This window comes from Oceanirhabdus sp. W0125-5 (genome assembly GCF_027938815.1).
Lineage (GTDB): Bacteria > Bacillota > Clostridia > Clostridiales > Clostridiaceae > Oceanirhabdus.
Genome location: NZ_CP115913.1, coordinates 4,289,126 through 4,307,368, shown reverse-complemented (window position 1 = coordinate 4,307,368; position 18,243 = coordinate 4,289,126). Strand labels below are relative to the sequence as shown.

Below are 18,243 nucleotides of genomic sequence, written 5' to 3'. Positions count from 1 at the left end.
ATTAGAAGGAGTGTTAAAATGGATAAATTTAAAGTTATATCTCCAGAAAATATTGAAATTGAATATACTAGAGCTGGACTAGGGGCAAGAGCTGCAGCTGTTATGATAGATTATTTAATTCAGTGGGTAATACAATTGATACTTGTAGGTGGTATCATTTTTGCTGTATTTAAGACTGATAGAGCTTATTTAGAAGAAAATTTCGGGTGGGCAATAGGAATATTTCTCATAATTTTTTGGGGCATTAATTATTTATATTTTATTATATTTGAAAGTACTATGAATGGAGCGACACCAGGTAAGCGAGTTTTAAAATTAAGAACTATAAGAAATAATGGTATGCCTATTACACTAAAACATTCACTTGTTAGAAATCTTTTTAGAGTTATCATTGATAATTATTTTGTAGGTATTATCATGATGTTCTTCAGAAAAGATAAGAAAAGATTAGGCGACATAGTATCTTCTACAGTTGTTGTTGGTGAGGGGGAAGAGGTTTTAGCTTATAATAACAATTTATTTGCTAATGAAACACCAGATTCAAATATATTTATCACAGAAGAGGAAAAAGATATAATTAGAGATTATTTTAATAGAAAAGAGGAATTAGGGGAACATAAAGATAAGGTACTAAATGATTTAATGACTTATTTTAAGAAACATTATGAATTCCCTGATGATGGCTATTCTTTTGAGGAGAAGATGAAGAAATTATTATAATTAAAAGAGTGTTGTGGTAATTTTTAAGCCACCTTAGGGTTGACACTAATTTTAACATGTGTTAGAATTCAATTAAATTAAATAGTACCTTCAGGGCAGGGTGTAATTCCCTACCGGCGGTAAAGCCCGCGAGCTGGCAACAGCATGATCTGGTGTAATTCCAGAGCCGACAGTATAGTCTGGATGAGAGAAGGATAAGAGTTAGAATATTTTTTTATATTCTATATTTACGTATATAGTGCCCTGGAGTTTTTTACTCCAGGGCTTTCTTATATTTAAACTGATGAATAATATTAGTTTAAAATACACTTCTTAGTTACAGTTTGAAACTGTACAATTCTCTTATTTGTCCTGAAGACCACTTTCTTCTGATGGAGGACAAAAAATATGGATACCCAATTTATGAAAAGAGCAATAGAGTTAAGTAAAAAAGGATATGGGCATGTTAATCCAAACCCTATAGTTGGGGCTGTCATAGTAAAAGATGGAATCATTGTAGGAGAAGGTTATCATGAAAAGTATGGAAAGTACCATGCTGAAAGGAACGCAATTAAAAATGCAAAGGATAATTCAAATAGTCACATGCTTAAAGGGGCAACAATGTATGTTACTTTAGAGCCATGCTGTCATTATGGAAAAACTCCACCTTGTACTGAGGCTATTATGGAAAATGGTATTAGTGAGGTTTATGTAGGATGCTTGGATCCTCATGATAAAGTAAGTGGAAAAGGTGTGGATATATTAAGAAAACATGGAATTAAGGTTCATGTTGGTATGATGGAAGAGGAAATTAGAAAGTCAAATGAAATATTTTTAAGGTACATAAAGAACAAAGAAGTCTTCGTCATTATGAAGAGCGGTTCTTCTCTTGATGGGAAAATAAGCACATGTACTGGTGAATCAAAGTGGATTACATGTGAAGAATCAAGGCATCATGCTCATACAATCAGAAATAGAGTTATGGCTATTATGGTGGGTGTGAACACTGTTATTGAAGATGATCCTTCATTGACAGTTAGGAACATATCGGAAAATCCATGTGATCCTGTAAAGGTGATAGTAGATACTAATGGAAGAACACCTTTAGATTGTAAACTTCTAATAGATAGTGGAGATAAGGTTATATTAGGAGTAGGAGAGTGTATTGAAAGTGAAAAGATTGAGAAATATAAACAAATGGGAGCAACAGTAATTAAAACTCCATTATATAAAGGTAAAGTAGATTTAAAGTTTTTAATTAATAAATTAGGAGAGATGGGGATAGACAGCCTGCTTATAGAAGGAGGAGGAAATATTCATTTCTCAGCATTTGAACAGGGAGTTGTAAATAAAATAATGATGTATTTTGCCCCTAAAATTATTGGAGGTGCAAGTTCAAAAACATCTGTTGAAGGAAATGGATTTGAAAAATTAATAGAAACTACAGAACTTGAAGATATAAATATAGTGAAAATAGGAACTGATTTTTTAGTAGAAGGATACGTTAAAAAGTAATATTGTCTAAAGAATTAGAGAGTTGAAATAAACATTTAAAGAATTAAATACAAAAAAATGATGTAATGGAGAATTGATAATTGAGAATGGAGAATGATTGACATTTCTCTCTGAGAAATTTTAATCTTATTGTTTCTTAGACAATAGGCTTTACTCGTTTCATAGATTATGAAACATTGTAGTTTAAATCCTAGGTTTATCCTAGGATTAAATCAGAAAAAAATTGTACTATAGAACAATAAAATAAGGTTTGGGTCTTAATATAGAACCATTCGAAATCTCAATTTGTTTTCAGATGTTAGGAGGAGTGGTATGTTCACTGGAATTATCGAGGAAGTTGGAAGTATTAAAAAAATATCAGACAGTGGAGATAAAAGGTCTTTTACAATGGAATGTAAAGAAGTTTTAAAGGGTGCTCGGAAAGGTGACAGTATAAGTGTAAATGGAGTTTGTTTAACAATAAATTCTTTTGGAGAAAAACACTTTGTTGCTGATGTTATGAATGAAACGGTTAAAGCTTCTACATTTAAATGGTGTAAAGAAGGGGATTCAGTAAACCTTGAAAGAGCATTGTGTATGGGTGACAGATTAGGTGGTCACATAATAACAGGACATATAGATTGTGTAGGACAGGTAAAGAGAAAATATAGAGATGGAAATGCTGTGAAATATGAAATAGAATTTCCTGTTGAATATATTAGCAGGGTTGTTAATAAAGGCTCCATTGGGGTTGATGGTATTAGTTTAACTATTATGGAAATTAGAAATAATACCTTTACCATATCAATAATTCCAACAACCAGTGAGGATACTATAATATCTAAGAAAAACAGTGGAGACTGGGTTAATTTAGAGTTTGATATTATCGGAAAATATGTTGAAAGAATTTTAGGAAATCAAAATAAAAGTAATATAGATATGTCTTTTCTTAAAAAAAATGGATTTATGTAAAGGAGGAAGATGATGATGTTTGATAGAATTGAAGAAGCAATTGAAGATATCAGAAATGGGAAAATGGTTATAGTGGTTGATGATGAGGATAGAGAGAATGAAGGGGATCTTGTTATGGCTGGTGAAGTTGTAACTCCAGAACATATCAATTTTATGATTAAACAAGGTGGAGGGTTAATTTGTACTCCTATTACCCAGGAAATAGCTGAAAAGGCTGAACTTCCACCTATGGTATTTGAAAATAGTGATCCAAAGCGTACTGCATTTACGGTTTCAATAGATAGTGTAAAAGCAACAACAGGTATATCTGCTTCAGAAAGAAGTATGACCATTAAGGATTTATGTGAAGAATCATTGAATGAAAAATCTTTTACAAGACCAGGACATATATTTCCACTGATAGGAAAGAAAGGCGGAGTATTAAAGAGAGCTGGACACACAGAAGCTTCTATAGATTTATGCAGACTTGCTGGATTAAAAGAAGTGGGAGTAATCTGTGAAATAATAGGTGAAAACGGAGAGATGAGAAGACGCGATGACCTCATTTCATTTGGAAAAGAACATAATCTTAAAATAATTACAATTGAAGATTTAATAAAGTATAGAAGACAAAATGAATGTTTAGTTGAACGAGTTGCAGAAGCAAAGATGCCAACAAAACATGGCGAGTTTAAGATGGTAGGATTTATCAATAAAATAAATGGAGAACATCATGTTGCTTTAGTAAAAGGTGAAATAGATGAAAATGAGAGTACTATTGTGAGAGTTCATTCAGAGTGTTTGACAGGTGATGCCTTTGGCTCTTTAAGATGCGATTGCGGTGACCAATTAGATAACGCCCTAGATATGATCAACAGAGAAGGGAAAGGAGTTCTCCTTTACTTAAGACAAGAAGGTAGAGGAATAGGATTAATAAATAAGATAAAAGCTTATGAACTTCAAGATCAAGGACAGGATACAGTTGAAGCAAATATTAATTTAGGTTTTGATGAGGATCTTAGAGAATATGGAATAGGAGCTCAAATATTAAGTGAATTAGGCTTAAGAAAAATTAGACTTCTGACAAATAACCCTAAAAAGATAAGTGGACTTAAAGCATTTGGACTGGAAATTACAGAAAGAGTATCAATAGAGGTTGAGCATACATGTGAAAATCTTAGATATCTATCAACAAAGAAAGAAAAAATGGGGCACATCTTGGAATTAGAAAGAAAAAAGAAAAAAGAATAAAGAATAAATACAAAGAATAAAGAAGAAAGAATAGAGAAGAAATATTGAGGATATTCTTCATGCTTCAGAATATCTTTGATTGATAGATTAAATAATAAATAAAAATGAAATAATTATAAAAATAGATTTTAAGGAGTTGTTAGGGATGAAAATAATAGGTGGAAAATTACTTGCTGAAGGAATGAAGGTTGCGATTATTGCATCTAGATTTAATGAGTTTATTGTAGGGAAATTAATTGAGGGAGCAAATGATACTCTTGTAAGACATGGTTGTAATGATGAAGATATTGATTTAGTATGGGTTCCAGGAGCTTATGAGATTCCTTTGATAGCAAAGAAACTTGCTGATAGTGGGAAGTATGATAATGTAATATGTTTAGGGGCAGTTATAAGAGGAGCAACTACACATTATGATTATGTTTGCAATGAAGTGTCAAAAGGAATTGCATCAGTTTCACTTGAAAGTGGAATACCTGTTATGTTTGGGGTATTAACAACTGAAAATATTGAGCAAGCAATTGAAAGAGCAGGAACGAAAGCAGGAAATAAAGGTGCTGAAGTTGCTATGGCAGCAATAGAGATGAGTAATTTGATAAAGGAAATTCAGTAAGAGGCTTACTAGAAGAATAATATACACCAGCTAATGTAATTTAGCTGGTGTTTTTTTGTTAGAGAATCAATCAGAATGCATTATAAATAAGGATTTAATTACAATAATGTAATTAAATGTAGCTAGTGGTGTTTAAAACCAGTAAAATCTATTTAGGATGAGATATTTACTAATTAAAATGTAAAAAAATGAAAACAACCCTTATTGATTATATCACTAGTATTTATAATCATCCATAAGAATATCAAATAAAGAATGTTTTTGGAATCGAAATAATTAAAATGTAAAAAATAAAATGAAGCAAAAAAAACATAAAATCTTCACAATGAAACAAAACTTTCTATGAGTTATAATATATAAATTATAATGACAAAAAAATACATATTAATTACTAAATATTAGAAAAAATGTTGAAAAAGAATACTAAAAAAGACAAAGTGTTCATTATAGTTTTAATATTATTACATACTATTAAAACTGTAAAATGTAAAAGTGTCATTTAATGTAAAAATGTGTATTGACAACATGTTTTTTGATGGTTTACAATTAATGAGGCAAATGTAAAAAAATATGAAAAGGAAGGGTGTTTTTTATGAAATTTTTAAAAAGTTTAATTAAAGATGAGAGAGGACAAGCATTAAGTGAGTATGCATTACTATTGGGAATTATTCTTTTAGGGGTTATAGCAGTGGTTACTTTGCTTAAAGACAAAATTGTTGCTTTGTTCACTAAAATAGCAAATGCATTAAGTATTTAGAAAGATGAATATTATCATACTTTCAATTTTGCTAATATTCAGTGTAATAAAGGATATTAGCAAAAGAACAATACCAAACAAATTGCTGGCTCCATTTATTATTATTGGAATTGCATTTTCTTCTTTTGAGAATGGAATAAGAGGAGGGTTTGATTCTCTTGGTGCAGTAATGATAGTATTCCTGTTTTTTTTAATTCCATTCGCCTTAGGGTGGATAGGTGGAGGAGATGTAAAACTGTTAATGACAGTTGGAACCTTTATAGGGAGCAGGATGGTTATAACTTGCATTATATATACGATCATAGTAGGAGCACTTTATGGTGTGGTTATGATCATAAAGGGGAAGAGAATCAAGAACCTGATTGAACATTATAAAATCTATTTTCTAAAGGTGTTTTTAATGAATTCTTTTAAGGAAATGACATATGAGATGGAAAACCCTGAGGAAGATGAAAGAGGAATACCATATTCAATTCCAATTGCAATAGGGACAATATTAACATTAATCTAAATGGGGCTAAGGTAATGTTTAAAAAGTAATTGATTCAAAAAAAATGATATGGATGAGGAAAATGAATATAGTAAAAAAATTAATCAAAGATGAGAGAGGACAAAGTCTTTCAGAGTTTGTAGTGGTACTTCCACTAGTGTTATTTGTGATTTTTGGAGTGCTAACTTTGGGAGTAATGATCTACGTGAAGATGTTAGTAGTATTATCATCAAGTCAGGCTGCAAGAGTAGGAGCAGAGGTTATGAATGATTCTACTTACACTGTAGAAGAGAAGATGGAAAAGATAGAATCTACAGCTTTAACTTTTTTAACAAATGGAATGACTGGTAAGGAGAGAGATGTAGACATAAATGTTGAGGAGGACTTAATCAAGGTGAATGTTACCTATGATTTTAAGCTTATCTTGCCTTTTTTAGGGGACATATTCAAAGATAAATTAAAGATTCCAATTCATTATGAATCAGTATATATGATTGAATAAAGTTTATTGGATTTAGGGGTGAATGAATGTACAAAAATATTACTATAAGAGTTTTGGTTGCAGTAGTTGTTGCTATCATGGCTTCAGTTTTGACACTGAATTATCTTAAAGATAAAAAGGGTGAGATGGCAATAATAGTTGCAAATGGGAATATTGAAAGTGGATCAAAGATAACAGAGAAGAATGTAAAAGAGATCAAAGTTAACAAAGATGTAATGAAACTTTATCCTAAAGTTATCACTAAAAAGGAAGAGGTTATTGGAGCAATAGCAAGTGTGAGATTAGAAGATGGACAACCCATAGAAAAGAAACCTAACATATTAGTTTATGGACAGAGAAAAACCTTAGCTTTGAACAGCGAGGGGAAAGTAAATGACTCTTATTTCATTCCAGAAGGTATGAGAGTTGTTGGAATAAAGGTAGACGGTATTGGCGGCTTGAACTATTCATTAAAAAAAGAGGATTTTGTAGATGTAATATACACATCAATAGATGAGAGTACAGGGGGGTTGTATTCTAGAATACTTCTTCAGCATATGGAGATCTTTGATATTCAGAATATAGATGTTGATGTTGATGGAAAAGTAAATAGAGAGCAGAGAGTTCTATTACTTGCAACTCCAGAGGAGGCTGTACAGCTAACAGTAGGAAATAGAAATGGAATCTTGGACTTGGCACTTAATCCATTAAAGGGTAGAACTCAGAATGTGAAGCCTGTACATATCCTTTCGTATGCTGCAAGACCACCTGAGACTTTTGATCAGATGCTGAAAAATCTTGAGAGGTATATTAAAAGTAAAGAAGTTACTCCTTACACAAAAGAGAAATTGTTAAAAGCTCTTGAAGGGGAGAGGGATATACAGATGATTATAAAGATTATTGAGGCTAGTGAAATAACCACCGATCAAAAGGAAAAATTGCTTAATCTACTGAGATAGGAGTGTGGGAGATGGATACAAAGCAAAATCTAATAATATTGGATAAAGATGAAAAAATATATGATGGGATAAAAGAAAAATTTAATGAGTGGAATATATATGAGTACAATATTCATTACTTAAAAAATCTCTCAGAGCTTAAAGAAGTAAAGTTCAGTTACCTGGTCATTGATGAAGAGTATGTTAGTGATTTTGAACAATTAAAGTGGCTTCATAGTATAAGTGGAAAGTGTATACTTCTTGTAGATAAACTGAATCATAAATACGGTGGCATGTCAATGATGGAAGGGATAGAACTTCATTACAGACACTCTCCAATAAATTCCTTATCTATGAAGATACTAGGGAAAAATCCTTTAGTAAGAAACAAAGCTTCTGAGAATAAGAAAAAGATTAAAAATGGCAAAGGAAAAGTTGTAAGTGTAATGTCAGCTGCAGGAGGAACAGGGAAATCCACTATAGCAATAAACGCTGGAATTCATATTGCAAAGAAAGGAAAAAAGGTTCTGTTAATTGATTTTTCAACCTTCAGCAGCATACCTGTAAAGTTGAAGATAAAAGCGGATAATAGAGGCATTGATTCAGTTGTATCCGAGATTGAGAGAGAGGACGAAAGAAGCGTAACTAAGATAATTAAAGAAAAACTTAAGGAGAATATCCATAGATTTGAGATGAAGGAAGCACATATGGATGTCATATACAGTGATTCTCCACTAAAAAGCGAAAAGGTGGATGGAAAAGCTGTAGAGTGTCTTATTGAAGCAGCTCAAGTTTTAGGATATGACCTTATAATCATAGATACATCAGATGAACTGAATGAAAAGAATATTGCAGTAGCAGAACTATCTGATGAAATATTGCTCTGTGCTTCTTCTGATATTGGAGTAGGGTGGAAACTCATAAAGTTTAAGGAGATATTGGACCATATACAGATATCTCATAAATGTAAGCTGGTGATAAACAAATATAACAGAAAAGCTGCATTCTCATGTAAACAGCTGTCAATGGAACTGAATTTGCCTTGGGCTGGAATTATTCCTTTCAGTAATCATATACAATATTCAGATAACCATGGAGTACCAATAGCCTTATCAATTAATGGAGTGAATAAGAATATAAAAGGAATCTCAAATGAGATTTTACCTTTATTTGATAAGAGAGAGATGAGAAGTTGGAAGAGGTATAGTTAGCTATGAGTGTAGAGAAATATATAAAATCCATTCAGGACAAAGCATCTGGAAATAAAAAGAGTGAAAGTATTGGAAACAAAGAAGTGAAGATGCAGATAATGAATGCCGTTAAGAATAAAATTAGCGATTCAAGGGATATTGATATATTCAATATTGAATCTGCAAAAGAGAAGATAGAAAACTCAGCTATAAAGTGGATAGAAGAAGAGATAAACAATGAATTCCGTAATGAAATACTGAGCATACATGATAAATATGAAATATACGATCTCCTTATAAATAGTATCTTCGGATTCGGGATAATTGAACCATTGCTGAAAGATAAAGAAGTTACAGAGATAATGATAAACGGACCTAAGAGTATATACATAGAGAAGAATAGAAAGATTCAAAGAGCGAAAGATAAGCGTGGGAAAGAACTGCAATTCTCATCTGGAGAAGAATTGAGAAATGTAATAGACAAGATAGTTTCCCCTATAAACAGGAAAGTTGATGAAAGTAATCCAATTGTTGATGCAAGACTTCCAGATGGCTCAAGGGTTAACGTTGTACTGGATACAATCTCTCTAGATGGAACAGCAGTAACAATAAGAAAATTCCCAGAAAAGCCTTACACAATGGAAGAACTTCAGAACTTTGGAACTATATCAGAAAGAGCAGCAGAACTGTTGAAGATAATGGTAAAGAGCAGATACAACATAATAGTTTCAGGAGGAACAGGCTCTGGGAAAACAACATTCTTGAATGCATTGAGCATGTATATTCCTAAGGATGAGAGGATAATTACAATAGAAGACTCTGCAGAACTGAAATTTACTCAAGTTGAAAATATGGTGAGATTGGAAACAAGACCTGCAAACCTTGAGAGTAAAGGACAGATTGATATCAGAGACTTGGTAAAGACATCCCTTAGAATGCGACCAAATAGAATAATTGTGGGTGAGATAAGAGGGGGAGAAGCATTGGATATGCTTCAAGCTATGAACACAGGACATGATGGTTCATTATCAACGGGACATGCCAATTCAAGTGAGGATATGCTTCTAAGATTAGAAACAATGGCATTAATGGCTGGAATGGAACTCCCACTTGAATCAATTAAAAGACAAATAGCATCTTCTATAGACATTATTATTCACCTTAACAAGTTAAGAGATGGAACAAGGAAGGTTGTACAGATAACAGAGGTTCTAGGGATGGAGAATAAGGAGATAAAGACTAAAGACCTATATGTTTTTAAAGAAACTGGATATGATGAAGAGAAGGATGAAATAATAGGAGAACTTACTAGAACAGAAAATGAGATAAACAATAATAAGAAATTCATAACAGCCGGAATAAAAAACTATTCTGACTATCTATAGGGGGAGAGTTTAATGCTGGTGATTGTAATTCTTACTGCCATAAGTTCTTACATGATTTCTATAAGTGTGGCAGACCTTATATTCGGGGAGAGGGTGAGACGGGATTACTTATCCTCTTTCTATGAGAACATAAGTGGAATAAAGAAGAATAAAAAAAATAAGAAGAGAAAAAAGAAAAGCTACGTAATTGATAAAAAATCGTACCTTAAATACTCAATAGCATCTTCAATGATAATATTTATATTTGCAATACTCTTTTTCAGAAGTGTAGGAAGTGCTATATTGTTCAGTCTTGGAGGATTTTTCTATCCTAAATTTATGATGAAGAAGAAGATGGAAAAGAGAAAAGAGGTGTTAAACATACAGTTCAGAGAAGCACTTCTTTCAATCTCAAACTCCCTCAAAGCAGGAAACTCCTTAGCAGGAGCGTTAGAGAGGAGTTTGACTGAACTGAAAAATATCTACAAAAAACAGATAGAGAAACCAATGATATATGAATTAGAGCTCATTGTATATGAACTGCAGATAGGAAAAAGTGTAACAGAAGCCTTGATAAGATTCAAAGAGAGAGTAAAACTTGAAGATGTAAACAGCTTCGTAAACGCAGCAGTCATAACAGAAAAGACCGGAGGAAACCTGACAGAGGTTATGGGAAATGTATCTGATATGATAAGCGACAAGATAGAGGTAAAAAGGGAGATAAGTACCCTAACAGCAGGTAAACGGACAGAAGCAAAGTTACTTACAATCATGCCCGTTTGCGTGGTTCTGATTCTCTCAATGATAGCCCCATCATATATGGCTCCCATGTATGAAACAGTTCTAGGGAAGTTCCTTATGATGTTAGGAGTAAGTTTTCTAATAATAAATTATTTTATAGGTAAAAGAATAATAAATATAAGTGTTTAAAAACTTGAGGAGGGAATATGGAAATAATCATTTGCAGTATGGTACTTATTCTAGTGCTTGTAATTACCCTGCCTGGAGAATTGTTTAAGAAAAAAAGCATATACAATTATGTTATGAATAAAGAGAAGGAAACTGTTCAATTAAACTTCGATAATAAAACAGTTCACAAATTTATTGGAATTGTAAGAAAGATAACAAAATATATCCCAGAAAGTTTTATCACTAAGAACCAAGATAAGATAGGAGATAAAATAATCACAGCAGGCTTAAAGAACATCATAACAGTAGAGGAATTTATAGGAGCAAAATTTCTCCTAATGAGTACAACAGGATTAATATTTACCATCTTAACTATAGGAGAATGGACAGGACTAAATCTTCTAATGATTATAAGTGCATCCCTTATGGCATATTTCGTACCAGAACAGTGGATAACCTCAAAAGGGAGAAACAGACAAAATAATATTCAAAAGGAAGTTCCTAGCGTATTGAGTACACTTGCAATAATCACAGATGCAGGATTGAACCTGATACCAGCTTTGGACGAGACAATAAAACAGCATAATGGAGAGTTCTCTAAAGAGCTTAGAAGTACATTAGAAGAAATACACATAGGAGTTCCACAGAAAGAAGCTTTCATAAAACTTTCCCAAAGATGCAGTGTTGATGAAGTTAACTACTTTGTTTCAGCACTAATACAGGGATTGGAAAAAGGTAACAGTGGAATAACCCAAATAATTAGGAATCAAGCTAAAGAAAGCTGGGACAAAAGGAAGTACAAAGCCAAAGAGCTTGCAGAGAAAGCATCTATGAAACTGTTTATGCCACTATTGCTGCTGGTATTTCCTGCCTTTATAATATTTCTTATAGTCCCAATGATATTCTCTGTTTTAAGGATGTTCTAGAAGGGGGAGAGGATATTATGAACTTAATAATTAGACTTAAAAAAGACCAAAGAGGAATAGCAGCAGCCTTCTTTGCAGTTATGATGCTTATATTTATGGCACTAGCAGGGGTCATAATAGATGGAGGATTGATGATGGTAAAGAAAATACAATTAACATCAGCATCAGAAGCCGCAATACTGTCAATAACAAAAACATATGACAAAGATTTGTGGGAACAAGAAGGAAAAGTACACTTAGACCCAATAATGGCAGAAGAGAATGTTATAAAACTACTTCAGGAAAACATGAGAGAAGCAGAACTAATAGAATTTAAAATAGATTCAGTAAATCACAACTCTGGATGGATAAAAACAAAAGCAGAATGTGAAATGGTATTTATGCAGATCTTTGGAATCAAGAAAAAAACAATATATGTAAATTACGACATAACAGTAGGAGAGTGATTATAAAAATGTTGGATTATTACGGTAAAGGAAAGAAAAAAATAAAAATAATACTTGGAATACTCTTAGGAATTGATGGGTTTACAGTACTAATGATGTTATTAGCCATGGAGCTTCCATCTATGCTTAAAGGAATAATAAGAGCACTATTAACATTTTGGCTATTCACAAAAATACTTGAAGGTAAAAACTGGGCAAGAATAACCATTAGCGTCTTATCAATCTTAGGAGGAATAATGGGAATGCTATTATCTTTAATAACGGGCATAATCACATTATTAATTGGAATACTATTCCTATCCTTAGGAATAATCCTGTTAAGTTCGAAAGACATCAGAGGCTATATGAACTATAAAAAAGAAGAAAACAAGCTAATGAAAGAAATTCCACAAATATGAAAAATAAAAAAATAAAGATTAAAGATATCAAAATTGCAGATACATGGATAAAGCGCTTTTTAGGTCTTATGGGTAAAAAAGAAAAAGATATTAAAAAACCTCTGATAATATACCCATGCAGAGGAATCCATACCCATTTTATGAAAGCAACCATAGACATAATTGTGTTAAATAAAGAGAAAAAAATAATAGAAAAACACAAAGATGTACAACCCTTTAGAATAATAAAAGGAAACAGAGAATGGTATTACGTAATAGAATTCACCAAAAGATTCAATATAGAAGGTGAACTAGGAGATTATATTAATTGGTAGAGACTAGATATTAACATCTTTAGTATCTAGTTAATATAAAAAAACTTGAAAGGAGGTGAGAACAATGAAAATTATACATAACAAAAGAAAAGTATCCATACTACTCATTACACTCATAGTATTAACATTTGGAACAAAAATAAATGTCCAAGGAAAAGAAGTAAAATCAAACAAAAAGATGAGAAGCACAATCAAGAGTAACCATGTGGATAAAAGTGAAGGAGAATTAACAGAAGAAGAAAACACATTCAAGGAAAAAGAATATGGACAAACATATAAACTTAACCCTGAAGAACAAATTGAAACGAAAGAAGAAACAGTTAGAAAAGCATATGAGAAAGTATCAGAACCTCACTCATGGAGTGTAAAAGGAATATTAGATAACACCATATACATCATCAAGGAAACAAATGAAACCTATAAAGATAAGTATATCAAAGGGTTGACCAAAGCCAAAGAAAGTATTCTAAGAGAGTATATAATTATAGAAAATCTAGTATCCACATTATCAAAAATGGAAACAAAAAGCCAGAGCGAGAACCATGAAAAGAAAAGAACAAACAAAAGAGATCACAAAGATACAGCATCACCTTCCAAAATAGCAATATTACCACAATACAAGAACGGTAATAGAAGGAGTAAAAATACAGAATATTCTGGAGATGAAAGTAAAATCAATATACTTAACTGCATTAAGCCTCTATATAAGGAAAATGTGGTTAGTTGTAGCGCCATAAAAATAAGAAGATGCATTAAAAGATACCAAACAATCTTTTAAGAGCAGAAGGGAGTTAACATGTTTAACAGTAAATATATAAAAAGCAAAGCAAAAATCATAAGCTTAGTGCTGTCATTAATAATGTTCATAGAATTCACACAACCAATATTAGCACTAGCATCAGAACCAACATCAGGTAAAAGACTTAACCAAGGTACAAGCGTAAATAGCACAGAGCAAGATTACTCAATAGGAGAAAATCAAGAAAAAGTATGGGGATATGACACCAATGTAAAAAGTCTTAATAGTGTAAGTAGTTTATCAGCAGATAGCTCAGGTACATCAGGTGATGTATTACCAGGTACAGAGTTTACCGGTGATGAGATTAAATATGGAACTATTGAGGGAAAAAAAGCTACAAAGGATGAAATTTTAAACCTTATTGGAAATGATAAGGAAGTTTTGTCAATAGATTATTATGAAGAAGAAGCGAAGATAGTAACAAAACATAATTTAACAGAGAATCAATTAAAAGAATTAAAAAATATAATTGGTCAACCAAGAAAAGTGAGTGATGGTTATTACACAGGAAAAACCATTGTAATAGAAGAAGAGAAGGTAGTAGATGAAAAAGTAAAAGTGGCGGATGGATACTATAAATATGAAGAACATACTACCCTTGAAAGATATGAAGATGTAGAAGTAACAGTACCAGGTTATTATGTACCAGAAGAATATGTGGTAAAAGAAGCTTGGACAGAAAAAGTCGAAGTAGAAGCTGCATACCAAAAACGAGTAATTGATCATTATGATACAAGATATGAATCTTACGATATTTTAGTAAGAAGTGGTTACTGGGAAACATACCAATATGTTTTAGAACCTGCAAAAGAAGAGGAATACTTAGCAAAAGTATCTGATGGTTATTACAAATACGTAGATCAAGTAGTACCAGCTGAATGGAAGAAAGTTGAAAAAACAATCCCAGGATATTATGTACCAGAAGAATATGTAGTAAAAGAAGCTTGGACAGAAACAGTTAAAGTAAAAGACGGATACTATAAATACATAACAGAATACGACTATATGGGACTTCCCAAAACAGATAGATATGGAAATCCTATAACAAAGAAAGTTTGGGTAGACCCAGTATATAAATCAGTTAAACACCCAGCAGTTATGGGAATGAGGGACAAATGGATACCACCAAGAACAACATATGATTACGTAAGAATCCCAGAGACAACAAAAAGAGTAAGAGTATGGGTGAACGATCCTCAATATGAAACAAGAACAAGAACAATCCCAGCTAAAACAGAAACAAGAAAAAGATGGATAAAACCAGAATATACAATGGGTACAAGAAGAGTAAGAGTACCAATATACAAAACTGTAACAGTACCAGCAGAATATGATTATATCAAACATGAAGCAATAATGGGAATGAGAGATAAGTGGATCCCCCCAACAACAAGAATAGAAAAAAGATTAATCCCAGCGAAAACAGAGCAGGTAAAAGTATGGGTAGATGAGCCACAATATGAAATAAGAAAAAAGACAATACCAGCAAAAACCGAACGTGAATGGATAGATGATCCAAGATATGATGTAGATGTAAAAGAAAAAGACAAAATTATAAGAACATATTATAGCTACAAAGTAAAGAAAGAAGAAGGTGACAAAGGTAATACAGGAGATACTGGAAGTGGTGGAGATAGTGGAGATACAGGGAATACCAAGGTAGACTTGCCATCAAAATGGGTCAATGGTATAAGAATAGGTATAGATGGCCAACTAGAAATTGACAAAGAAAACATTGAAAGGGAAGAAACAGAAAAGGTAGATAGCATTGCAGCAGGAAAAGTTGTTTACATTCTGATGGATGGTAACAAAAAGTTAAAAGGAAGTATATCAACACATATAGATGGAACATTAAAAGTAAATATAACAAATGGTGATCAAGAGGAGTTATGTGAAGAATTATTAAGTGATAATCCAAGTGTAAGAGTATTGACTCAAAGAGAATTTGATGAAGAATATGGGCAATACATGACTTCAAGTTCAATAAGCTTTGTAGCTGGGTTAATAAAGGGGTTTCTTCAAGGAGTAACAGATGAAGTTGTAGATATAATAAATACAGTAAAAAATGTTAAGCCAATACTAGAAGGAATATTAGAAAAGCTATGGAAAGGAATGTTGTTTAATTTAACATTACCAATAAGAGCACAAGTATTTTTATTAACACTGGATGTAGAAAAAGTAAAGTCAATAATCATAAAAGCAGAGGAAATAAAGGACTTGTTGATGGGTATAGCCTCTGATGTACTTGATAAAATGAGTGTAGGGAAAATAGGATTTGCAGTAGGTTATATTCCAGGAATGTTTGTAGCAGATGCAGCAAAAGATATAGTAACTTTAGGTGCAGGTGAAGTAGCGGATATTTTAACAGGAACGGGAGCAGTACATGATGTTTTAAGATTATTAACAAAATTAGGAGTTGAAGGAAAGGCACAATTTGCTATAATTAAAGATGCAATAGGTGATTTAGTACAACAAATGAGTGCCATAATTCCTCCTGTGCTACTATCTAACAAGAAATCAAAAGTAGATGGTGATACATTTAAGAATAACTTTGATGAGTTCATTGAAATATCTTATAAAAATCATCTAGATGACATTCTTAATAAAATAGTGAAAACGACATTTAGAACAGATGCTCAAGCTAGAGAATATATAAAGAGCATATGTGGAGGCGTTAGGAAGTATTATAGAACGGAAAATGGTGGAAGATATGTAGAAGTATTGTCCGAAGGAATAGCTCATGAAACAAATGTAGGATATCAATGTCTAAGTGCGGAAGTCAAAAAGAAAATAGACAAAGATGTTTTAATAAGAGATAATAATGAAGAAGTACAGGAACTAGTATGGCACTTCTTTGATGATGGTACAAATGAAAGACAAGGGCCGTCAAAACAACTTAAAGAATATTTAGAATCAAAGGGTATAAGAGTTGAGGTTTATAAGGGGACGAGTAAACTTGTTTCTACAAAGGTTGATAATATTATTGCTTCGGGATTCGATGAAGCAGGAAATCTAGTTAAGAGATGGCTTGTTCCTAAAGGATTTAATAGTGTAGATGATTTCTTGAAAACAGTCAATAATACTACTATTAAGAACTATGGATATAAAAGTATTGATGAGTTTACGGGTGTAGTAGAAAACACAAATAAGTATTTAAATGCATCTACTAGCAATACTATTTTAAATCAATCATTAGCAGGAGGAGTTCATGCAAATGGACTTAAGTATGACATATTAGGATTTCCAATATTTGAAGGAAAGAATTTAATATTTGAGCACGATTTACCTGAGAATTTAATTAAAAATGTAACTGATATTGAGCAATTTGAAAATTGTACAATGGCATTGCATGATGCAATTAAGAATGGTAAGATTCCAGAAAGCTTATTTACACCTAAACAATTGCAACAAATTATAGATGGAAAACCTAGAATAACAGGATTAACTTGGCATCATCATCAAGTAACTGGAAAAATGCAATTAGTTAATGCTGAGATTCATCAAGCTAATCATTTAGGCGGTAATGCCATTTGGGGAGGAGGAATTAGATAATGAGTAGTTGTGTAGAATGGAACTATGAAGATGAAAAGATAAGTATGAATGAGATTATGGAAGTAGAGAGTTTGTGGGGTATTAAATTACCACAAGATTATGTTCAGTGTGCTATTTACAACCATGGTGGTAGTCCAGAACCAGAAGAGTTTTTAGTTGAAGGTAAGCAAAGAGTATTTGGGTGTTTATTATCATATGATAAAAATAGTCCAGATAATATATTAAAAATGTATAGTGGAATTAAAGAACGATTACCAGAGAATATATTTCCTTTTGGATGTGACCCAGCTGGAAACTATATATGTTTTGATTATAGGAGTTCAAATGATAATCCAACTATAATATTTTGGGAGCATGAATTAGGAGTAATAGAATCAGATTATTCTCAAGAACAACTTAAATTAATTGATTTAAAAGAGGTTCAAGAAAAGGCTATTAAACCTATTAGTAATTCATTTGATGAATTTTTAAAAAGTCTATTTTAATTAATAACTAAATGCATAATTACAAGTAATCTAACTGCAAAATAATGAGTAGTAAAGGTGATGTTACGACAATTTAGTCAAAGCATCACCTTCTGTTATTTTTAATAGCTAAAAACTTACCACATAATTTAAATAATGCAGTCGTGTATGGGTATATATGGTAGAATGAAATAAAAGTAACTGCTTAAA

At 32.0% G+C, this 18,243-nt stretch carries 19 protein-coding genes and 1 riboswitch; all 19 genes read left to right on the top strand.

The genetic code is table 11. The features are described 5' to 3' along the window. Positions 1–18 precede the first annotated feature (18 nt). The 19 genes from OW730_RS20070 to OW730_RS19980 all read left to right on the top strand — a co-directional run bounded on the left by OW730_RS20070 (position 19) and on the right by OW730_RS19980 (position 18,054). Positions 19–720, top strand: coding sequence for an RDD family protein (locus tag OW730_RS20070; RefSeq protein WP_271225827.1), 702 nt, complete (start codon positions 19–21; stop codon positions 718–720). Between the two features lie 82 nt (positions 721–802). Then, positions 803–919, top strand: a riboswitch (FMN riboswitch). A gap of 188 nt (positions 920–1,107) precedes the next feature. Then, positions 1,108–2,214: a bifunctional diaminohydroxyphosphoribosylaminopyrimidine deaminase/5-amino-6-(5-phosphoribosylamino)uracil reductase RibD gene (gene ribD / locus OW730_RS20065; RefSeq protein WP_271225826.1), complete on the top strand. Its 1,107-nt coding sequence runs from the start codon at positions 1,108–1,110 to the stop codon at positions 2,212–2,214. Between the two features lie 312 nt (positions 2,215–2,526). Further along, positions 2,527–3,165 (top strand): riboflavin synthase, encoded by a 639-nt coding sequence (locus OW730_RS20060; protein ID WP_271225825.1) that lies wholly within the window; start codon positions 2,527–2,529, stop codon positions 3,163–3,165. 9 nt (positions 3,166–3,174) lie between these two features. After that, positions 3,175–4,395 carry a bifunctional 3,4-dihydroxy-2-butanone-4-phosphate synthase/GTP cyclohydrolase II gene (locus OW730_RS20055; RefSeq protein ID WP_271225824.1) on the top strand — a complete coding sequence of 407 codons (1,221 nt, stop codon included), beginning with the start codon at positions 3,175–3,177 and terminating at the stop codon, positions 4,393–4,395. A 145-nt stretch (positions 4,396–4,540) separates the two neighbouring features. Next, entirely contained in the window at positions 4,541–5,005 is a 465-nt protein-coding gene (gene ribH / locus OW730_RS20050) for a 6,7-dimethyl-8-ribityllumazine synthase (protein ID WP_271225823.1), read from the top strand. A 592-nt stretch (positions 5,006–5,597) separates the two neighbouring features. Then, a complete protein-coding gene (locus OW730_RS20045) occupies positions 5,598–5,762 on the top strand; it encodes a Flp family type IVb pilin (protein ID WP_271225822.1) in 165 nt (54 codons plus the stop codon). 4 nt (positions 5,763–5,766) lie between these two features. Then, positions 5,767–6,273, top strand: a complete 507-nt coding sequence (locus tag OW730_RS20040) for an A24 family peptidase (protein ID WP_271225821.1) — start codon at positions 5,767–5,769, stop codon at positions 6,271–6,273. A gap of 61 nt (positions 6,274–6,334) precedes the next feature. Further along, positions 6,335–6,754, top strand: coding sequence for a TadE/TadG family type IV pilus assembly protein (locus tag OW730_RS20035; RefSeq protein WP_271225820.1), 420 nt, complete (start codon positions 6,335–6,337; stop codon positions 6,752–6,754). A gap of 26 nt (positions 6,755–6,780) precedes the next feature. Further along, a complete protein-coding gene (cpaB, locus tag OW730_RS20030) occupies positions 6,781–7,692 on the top strand; it encodes a Flp pilus assembly protein CpaB (RefSeq protein WP_271225819.1) in 912 nt (303 codons plus the stop codon). 11 nt (positions 7,693–7,703) lie between these two features. Further along, the gene (locus OW730_RS20025; RefSeq protein ID WP_271225818.1) at positions 7,704–8,882 is read left to right on the top strand and encodes an AAA family ATPase; all 1,179 of its coding nucleotides are present in this window, start codon (positions 7,704–7,706) and stop codon (positions 8,880–8,882) included. A 2-nt stretch (positions 8,883–8,884) separates the two neighbouring features. Beyond that, on the top strand, positions 8,885–10,246 hold the full coding sequence (locus OW730_RS20020; protein WP_271225817.1) for a CpaF family protein: 1,362 nt from the start codon (positions 8,885–8,887) through the stop codon (positions 10,244–10,246). A gap of 12 nt (positions 10,247–10,258) precedes the next feature. Next, positions 10,259–11,155 carry a type II secretion system F family protein gene (locus tag OW730_RS20015; protein WP_271225816.1) on the top strand — a complete coding sequence of 299 codons (897 nt, stop codon included), beginning with the start codon at positions 10,259–10,261 and terminating at the stop codon, positions 11,153–11,155. 17 nt (positions 11,156–11,172) lie between these two features. Beyond that, positions 11,173–12,060, top strand: coding sequence for a type II secretion system F family protein (locus OW730_RS20010; protein ID WP_271225815.1), 888 nt, complete (start codon positions 11,173–11,175; stop codon positions 12,058–12,060). Positions 12,061–12,077: 17 nt separating this feature from the next. Next, positions 12,078–12,506, top strand: coding sequence for a TadE/TadG family type IV pilus assembly protein (locus OW730_RS20005; RefSeq protein ID WP_271225814.1), 429 nt, complete (start codon positions 12,078–12,080; stop codon positions 12,504–12,506). A gap of 8 nt (positions 12,507–12,514) precedes the next feature. Then, positions 12,515–12,904: a hypothetical protein gene (locus tag OW730_RS20000; RefSeq protein ID WP_271225813.1), complete on the top strand. Its 390-nt coding sequence runs from the start codon at positions 12,515–12,517 to the stop codon at positions 12,902–12,904. After that, positions 12,901–13,218, top strand: a complete 318-nt coding sequence (locus OW730_RS19995; protein WP_271225812.1) for a DUF192 domain-containing protein — start codon at positions 12,901–12,903, stop codon at positions 13,216–13,218. Before OW730_RS20000 ends, OW730_RS19995 begins: the two co-directional genes overlap by 4 nt. Before the next feature lie 64 nt (positions 13,219–13,282). Next, positions 13,283–13,996, top strand: a complete 714-nt coding sequence (locus tag OW730_RS19990; RefSeq protein WP_271225811.1) for a hypothetical protein — start codon at positions 13,283–13,285, stop codon at positions 13,994–13,996. Positions 13,997–14,014: 18 nt separating this feature from the next. Next, positions 14,015–17,569 carry an HNH endonuclease gene (locus tag OW730_RS19985; protein WP_271225810.1) on the top strand — a complete coding sequence of 1,185 codons (3,555 nt, stop codon included), beginning with the start codon at positions 14,015–14,017 and terminating at the stop codon, positions 17,567–17,569. Next, complete coding sequence (locus OW730_RS19980; RefSeq protein WP_271225809.1) at positions 17,569–18,054, top strand: SMI1/KNR4 family protein; 486 nt, start codon at positions 17,569–17,571, stop codon at positions 18,052–18,054. The genes OW730_RS19985 and OW730_RS19980 overlap by 1 nt, the downstream gene beginning before the upstream one ends. Positions 18,055–18,243 lie beyond the last annotated feature (189 nt).

Bases quoted from the DNA above. Each gene is read 5' to 3' on its own strand.
- OW730_RS19985 (WP_271225810.1), top strand. From the start codon at position 14,015: ATGTTTAACAGTAAATATATAAAAAGCAAAGCAAAAATCATAAGCTTA.
- OW730_RS20000 (WP_271225813.1), top strand. From the start codon at position 12,515: ATGTTGGATTATTACGGTAAAGGAAAGAAAAAAATAAAAATAATACTT.
- OW730_RS20035 (WP_271225820.1), top strand. From the start codon at position 6,335: ATGAATATAGTAAAAAAATTAATCAAAGATGAGAGAGGACAAAGTCTT.
- OW730_RS20025 (WP_271225818.1), top strand. From the start codon at position 7,704: ATGGATACAAAGCAAAATCTAATAATATTGGATAAAGATGAAAAAATA.
- OW730_RS19980 (WP_271225809.1), top strand. From the start codon at position 17,569: ATGAGTAGTTGTGTAGAATGGAACTATGAAGATGAAAAGATAAGTATG.
- OW730_RS19995 (WP_271225812.1), top strand. From the start codon at position 12,901: ATGAAAAATAAAAAAATAAAGATTAAAGATATCAAAATTGCAGATACA.
- OW730_RS20055 (WP_271225824.1), top strand. From the start codon at position 3,175: ATGATGATGTTTGATAGAATTGAAGAAGCAATTGAAGATATCAGAAAT.
- OW730_RS20010 (WP_271225815.1), top strand. From the start codon at position 11,173: ATGGAAATAATCATTTGCAGTATGGTACTTATTCTAGTGCTTGTAATT.
- OW730_RS20070 (WP_271225827.1), top strand. From the start codon at position 19: ATGGATAAATTTAAAGTTATATCTCCAGAAAATATTGAAATTGAATAT.
- cpaB (WP_271225819.1), top strand. From the start codon at position 6,781: ATGTACAAAAATATTACTATAAGAGTTTTGGTTGCAGTAGTTGTTGCT.
- OW730_RS20040 (WP_271225821.1), top strand. From the start codon at position 5,767: ATGAATATTATCATACTTTCAATTTTGCTAATATTCAGTGTAATAAAG.
- OW730_RS20045 (WP_271225822.1), top strand. From the start codon at position 5,598: ATGAAATTTTTAAAAAGTTTAATTAAAGATGAGAGAGGACAAGCATTA.
- ribH (WP_271225823.1), top strand. From the start codon at position 4,541: ATGAAAATAATAGGTGGAAAATTACTTGCTGAAGGAATGAAGGTTGCG.
- OW730_RS19990 (WP_271225811.1), top strand. From the start codon at position 13,283: ATGAAAATTATACATAACAAAAGAAAAGTATCCATACTACTCATTACA.
- OW730_RS20005 (WP_271225814.1), top strand. From the start codon at position 12,078: ATGAACTTAATAATTAGACTTAAAAAAGACCAAAGAGGAATAGCAGCA.
- OW730_RS20015 (WP_271225816.1), top strand. From the start codon at position 10,259: ATGCTGGTGATTGTAATTCTTACTGCCATAAGTTCTTACATGATTTCT.
- ribD (WP_271225826.1), top strand. From the start codon at position 1,108: ATGGATACCCAATTTATGAAAAGAGCAATAGAGTTAAGTAAAAAAGGA.
- OW730_RS20060 (WP_271225825.1), top strand. From the start codon at position 2,527: ATGTTCACTGGAATTATCGAGGAAGTTGGAAGTATTAAAAAAATATCA.
- OW730_RS20020 (WP_271225817.1), top strand. From the start codon at position 8,885: ATGAGTGTAGAGAAATATATAAAATCCATTCAGGACAAAGCATCTGGA.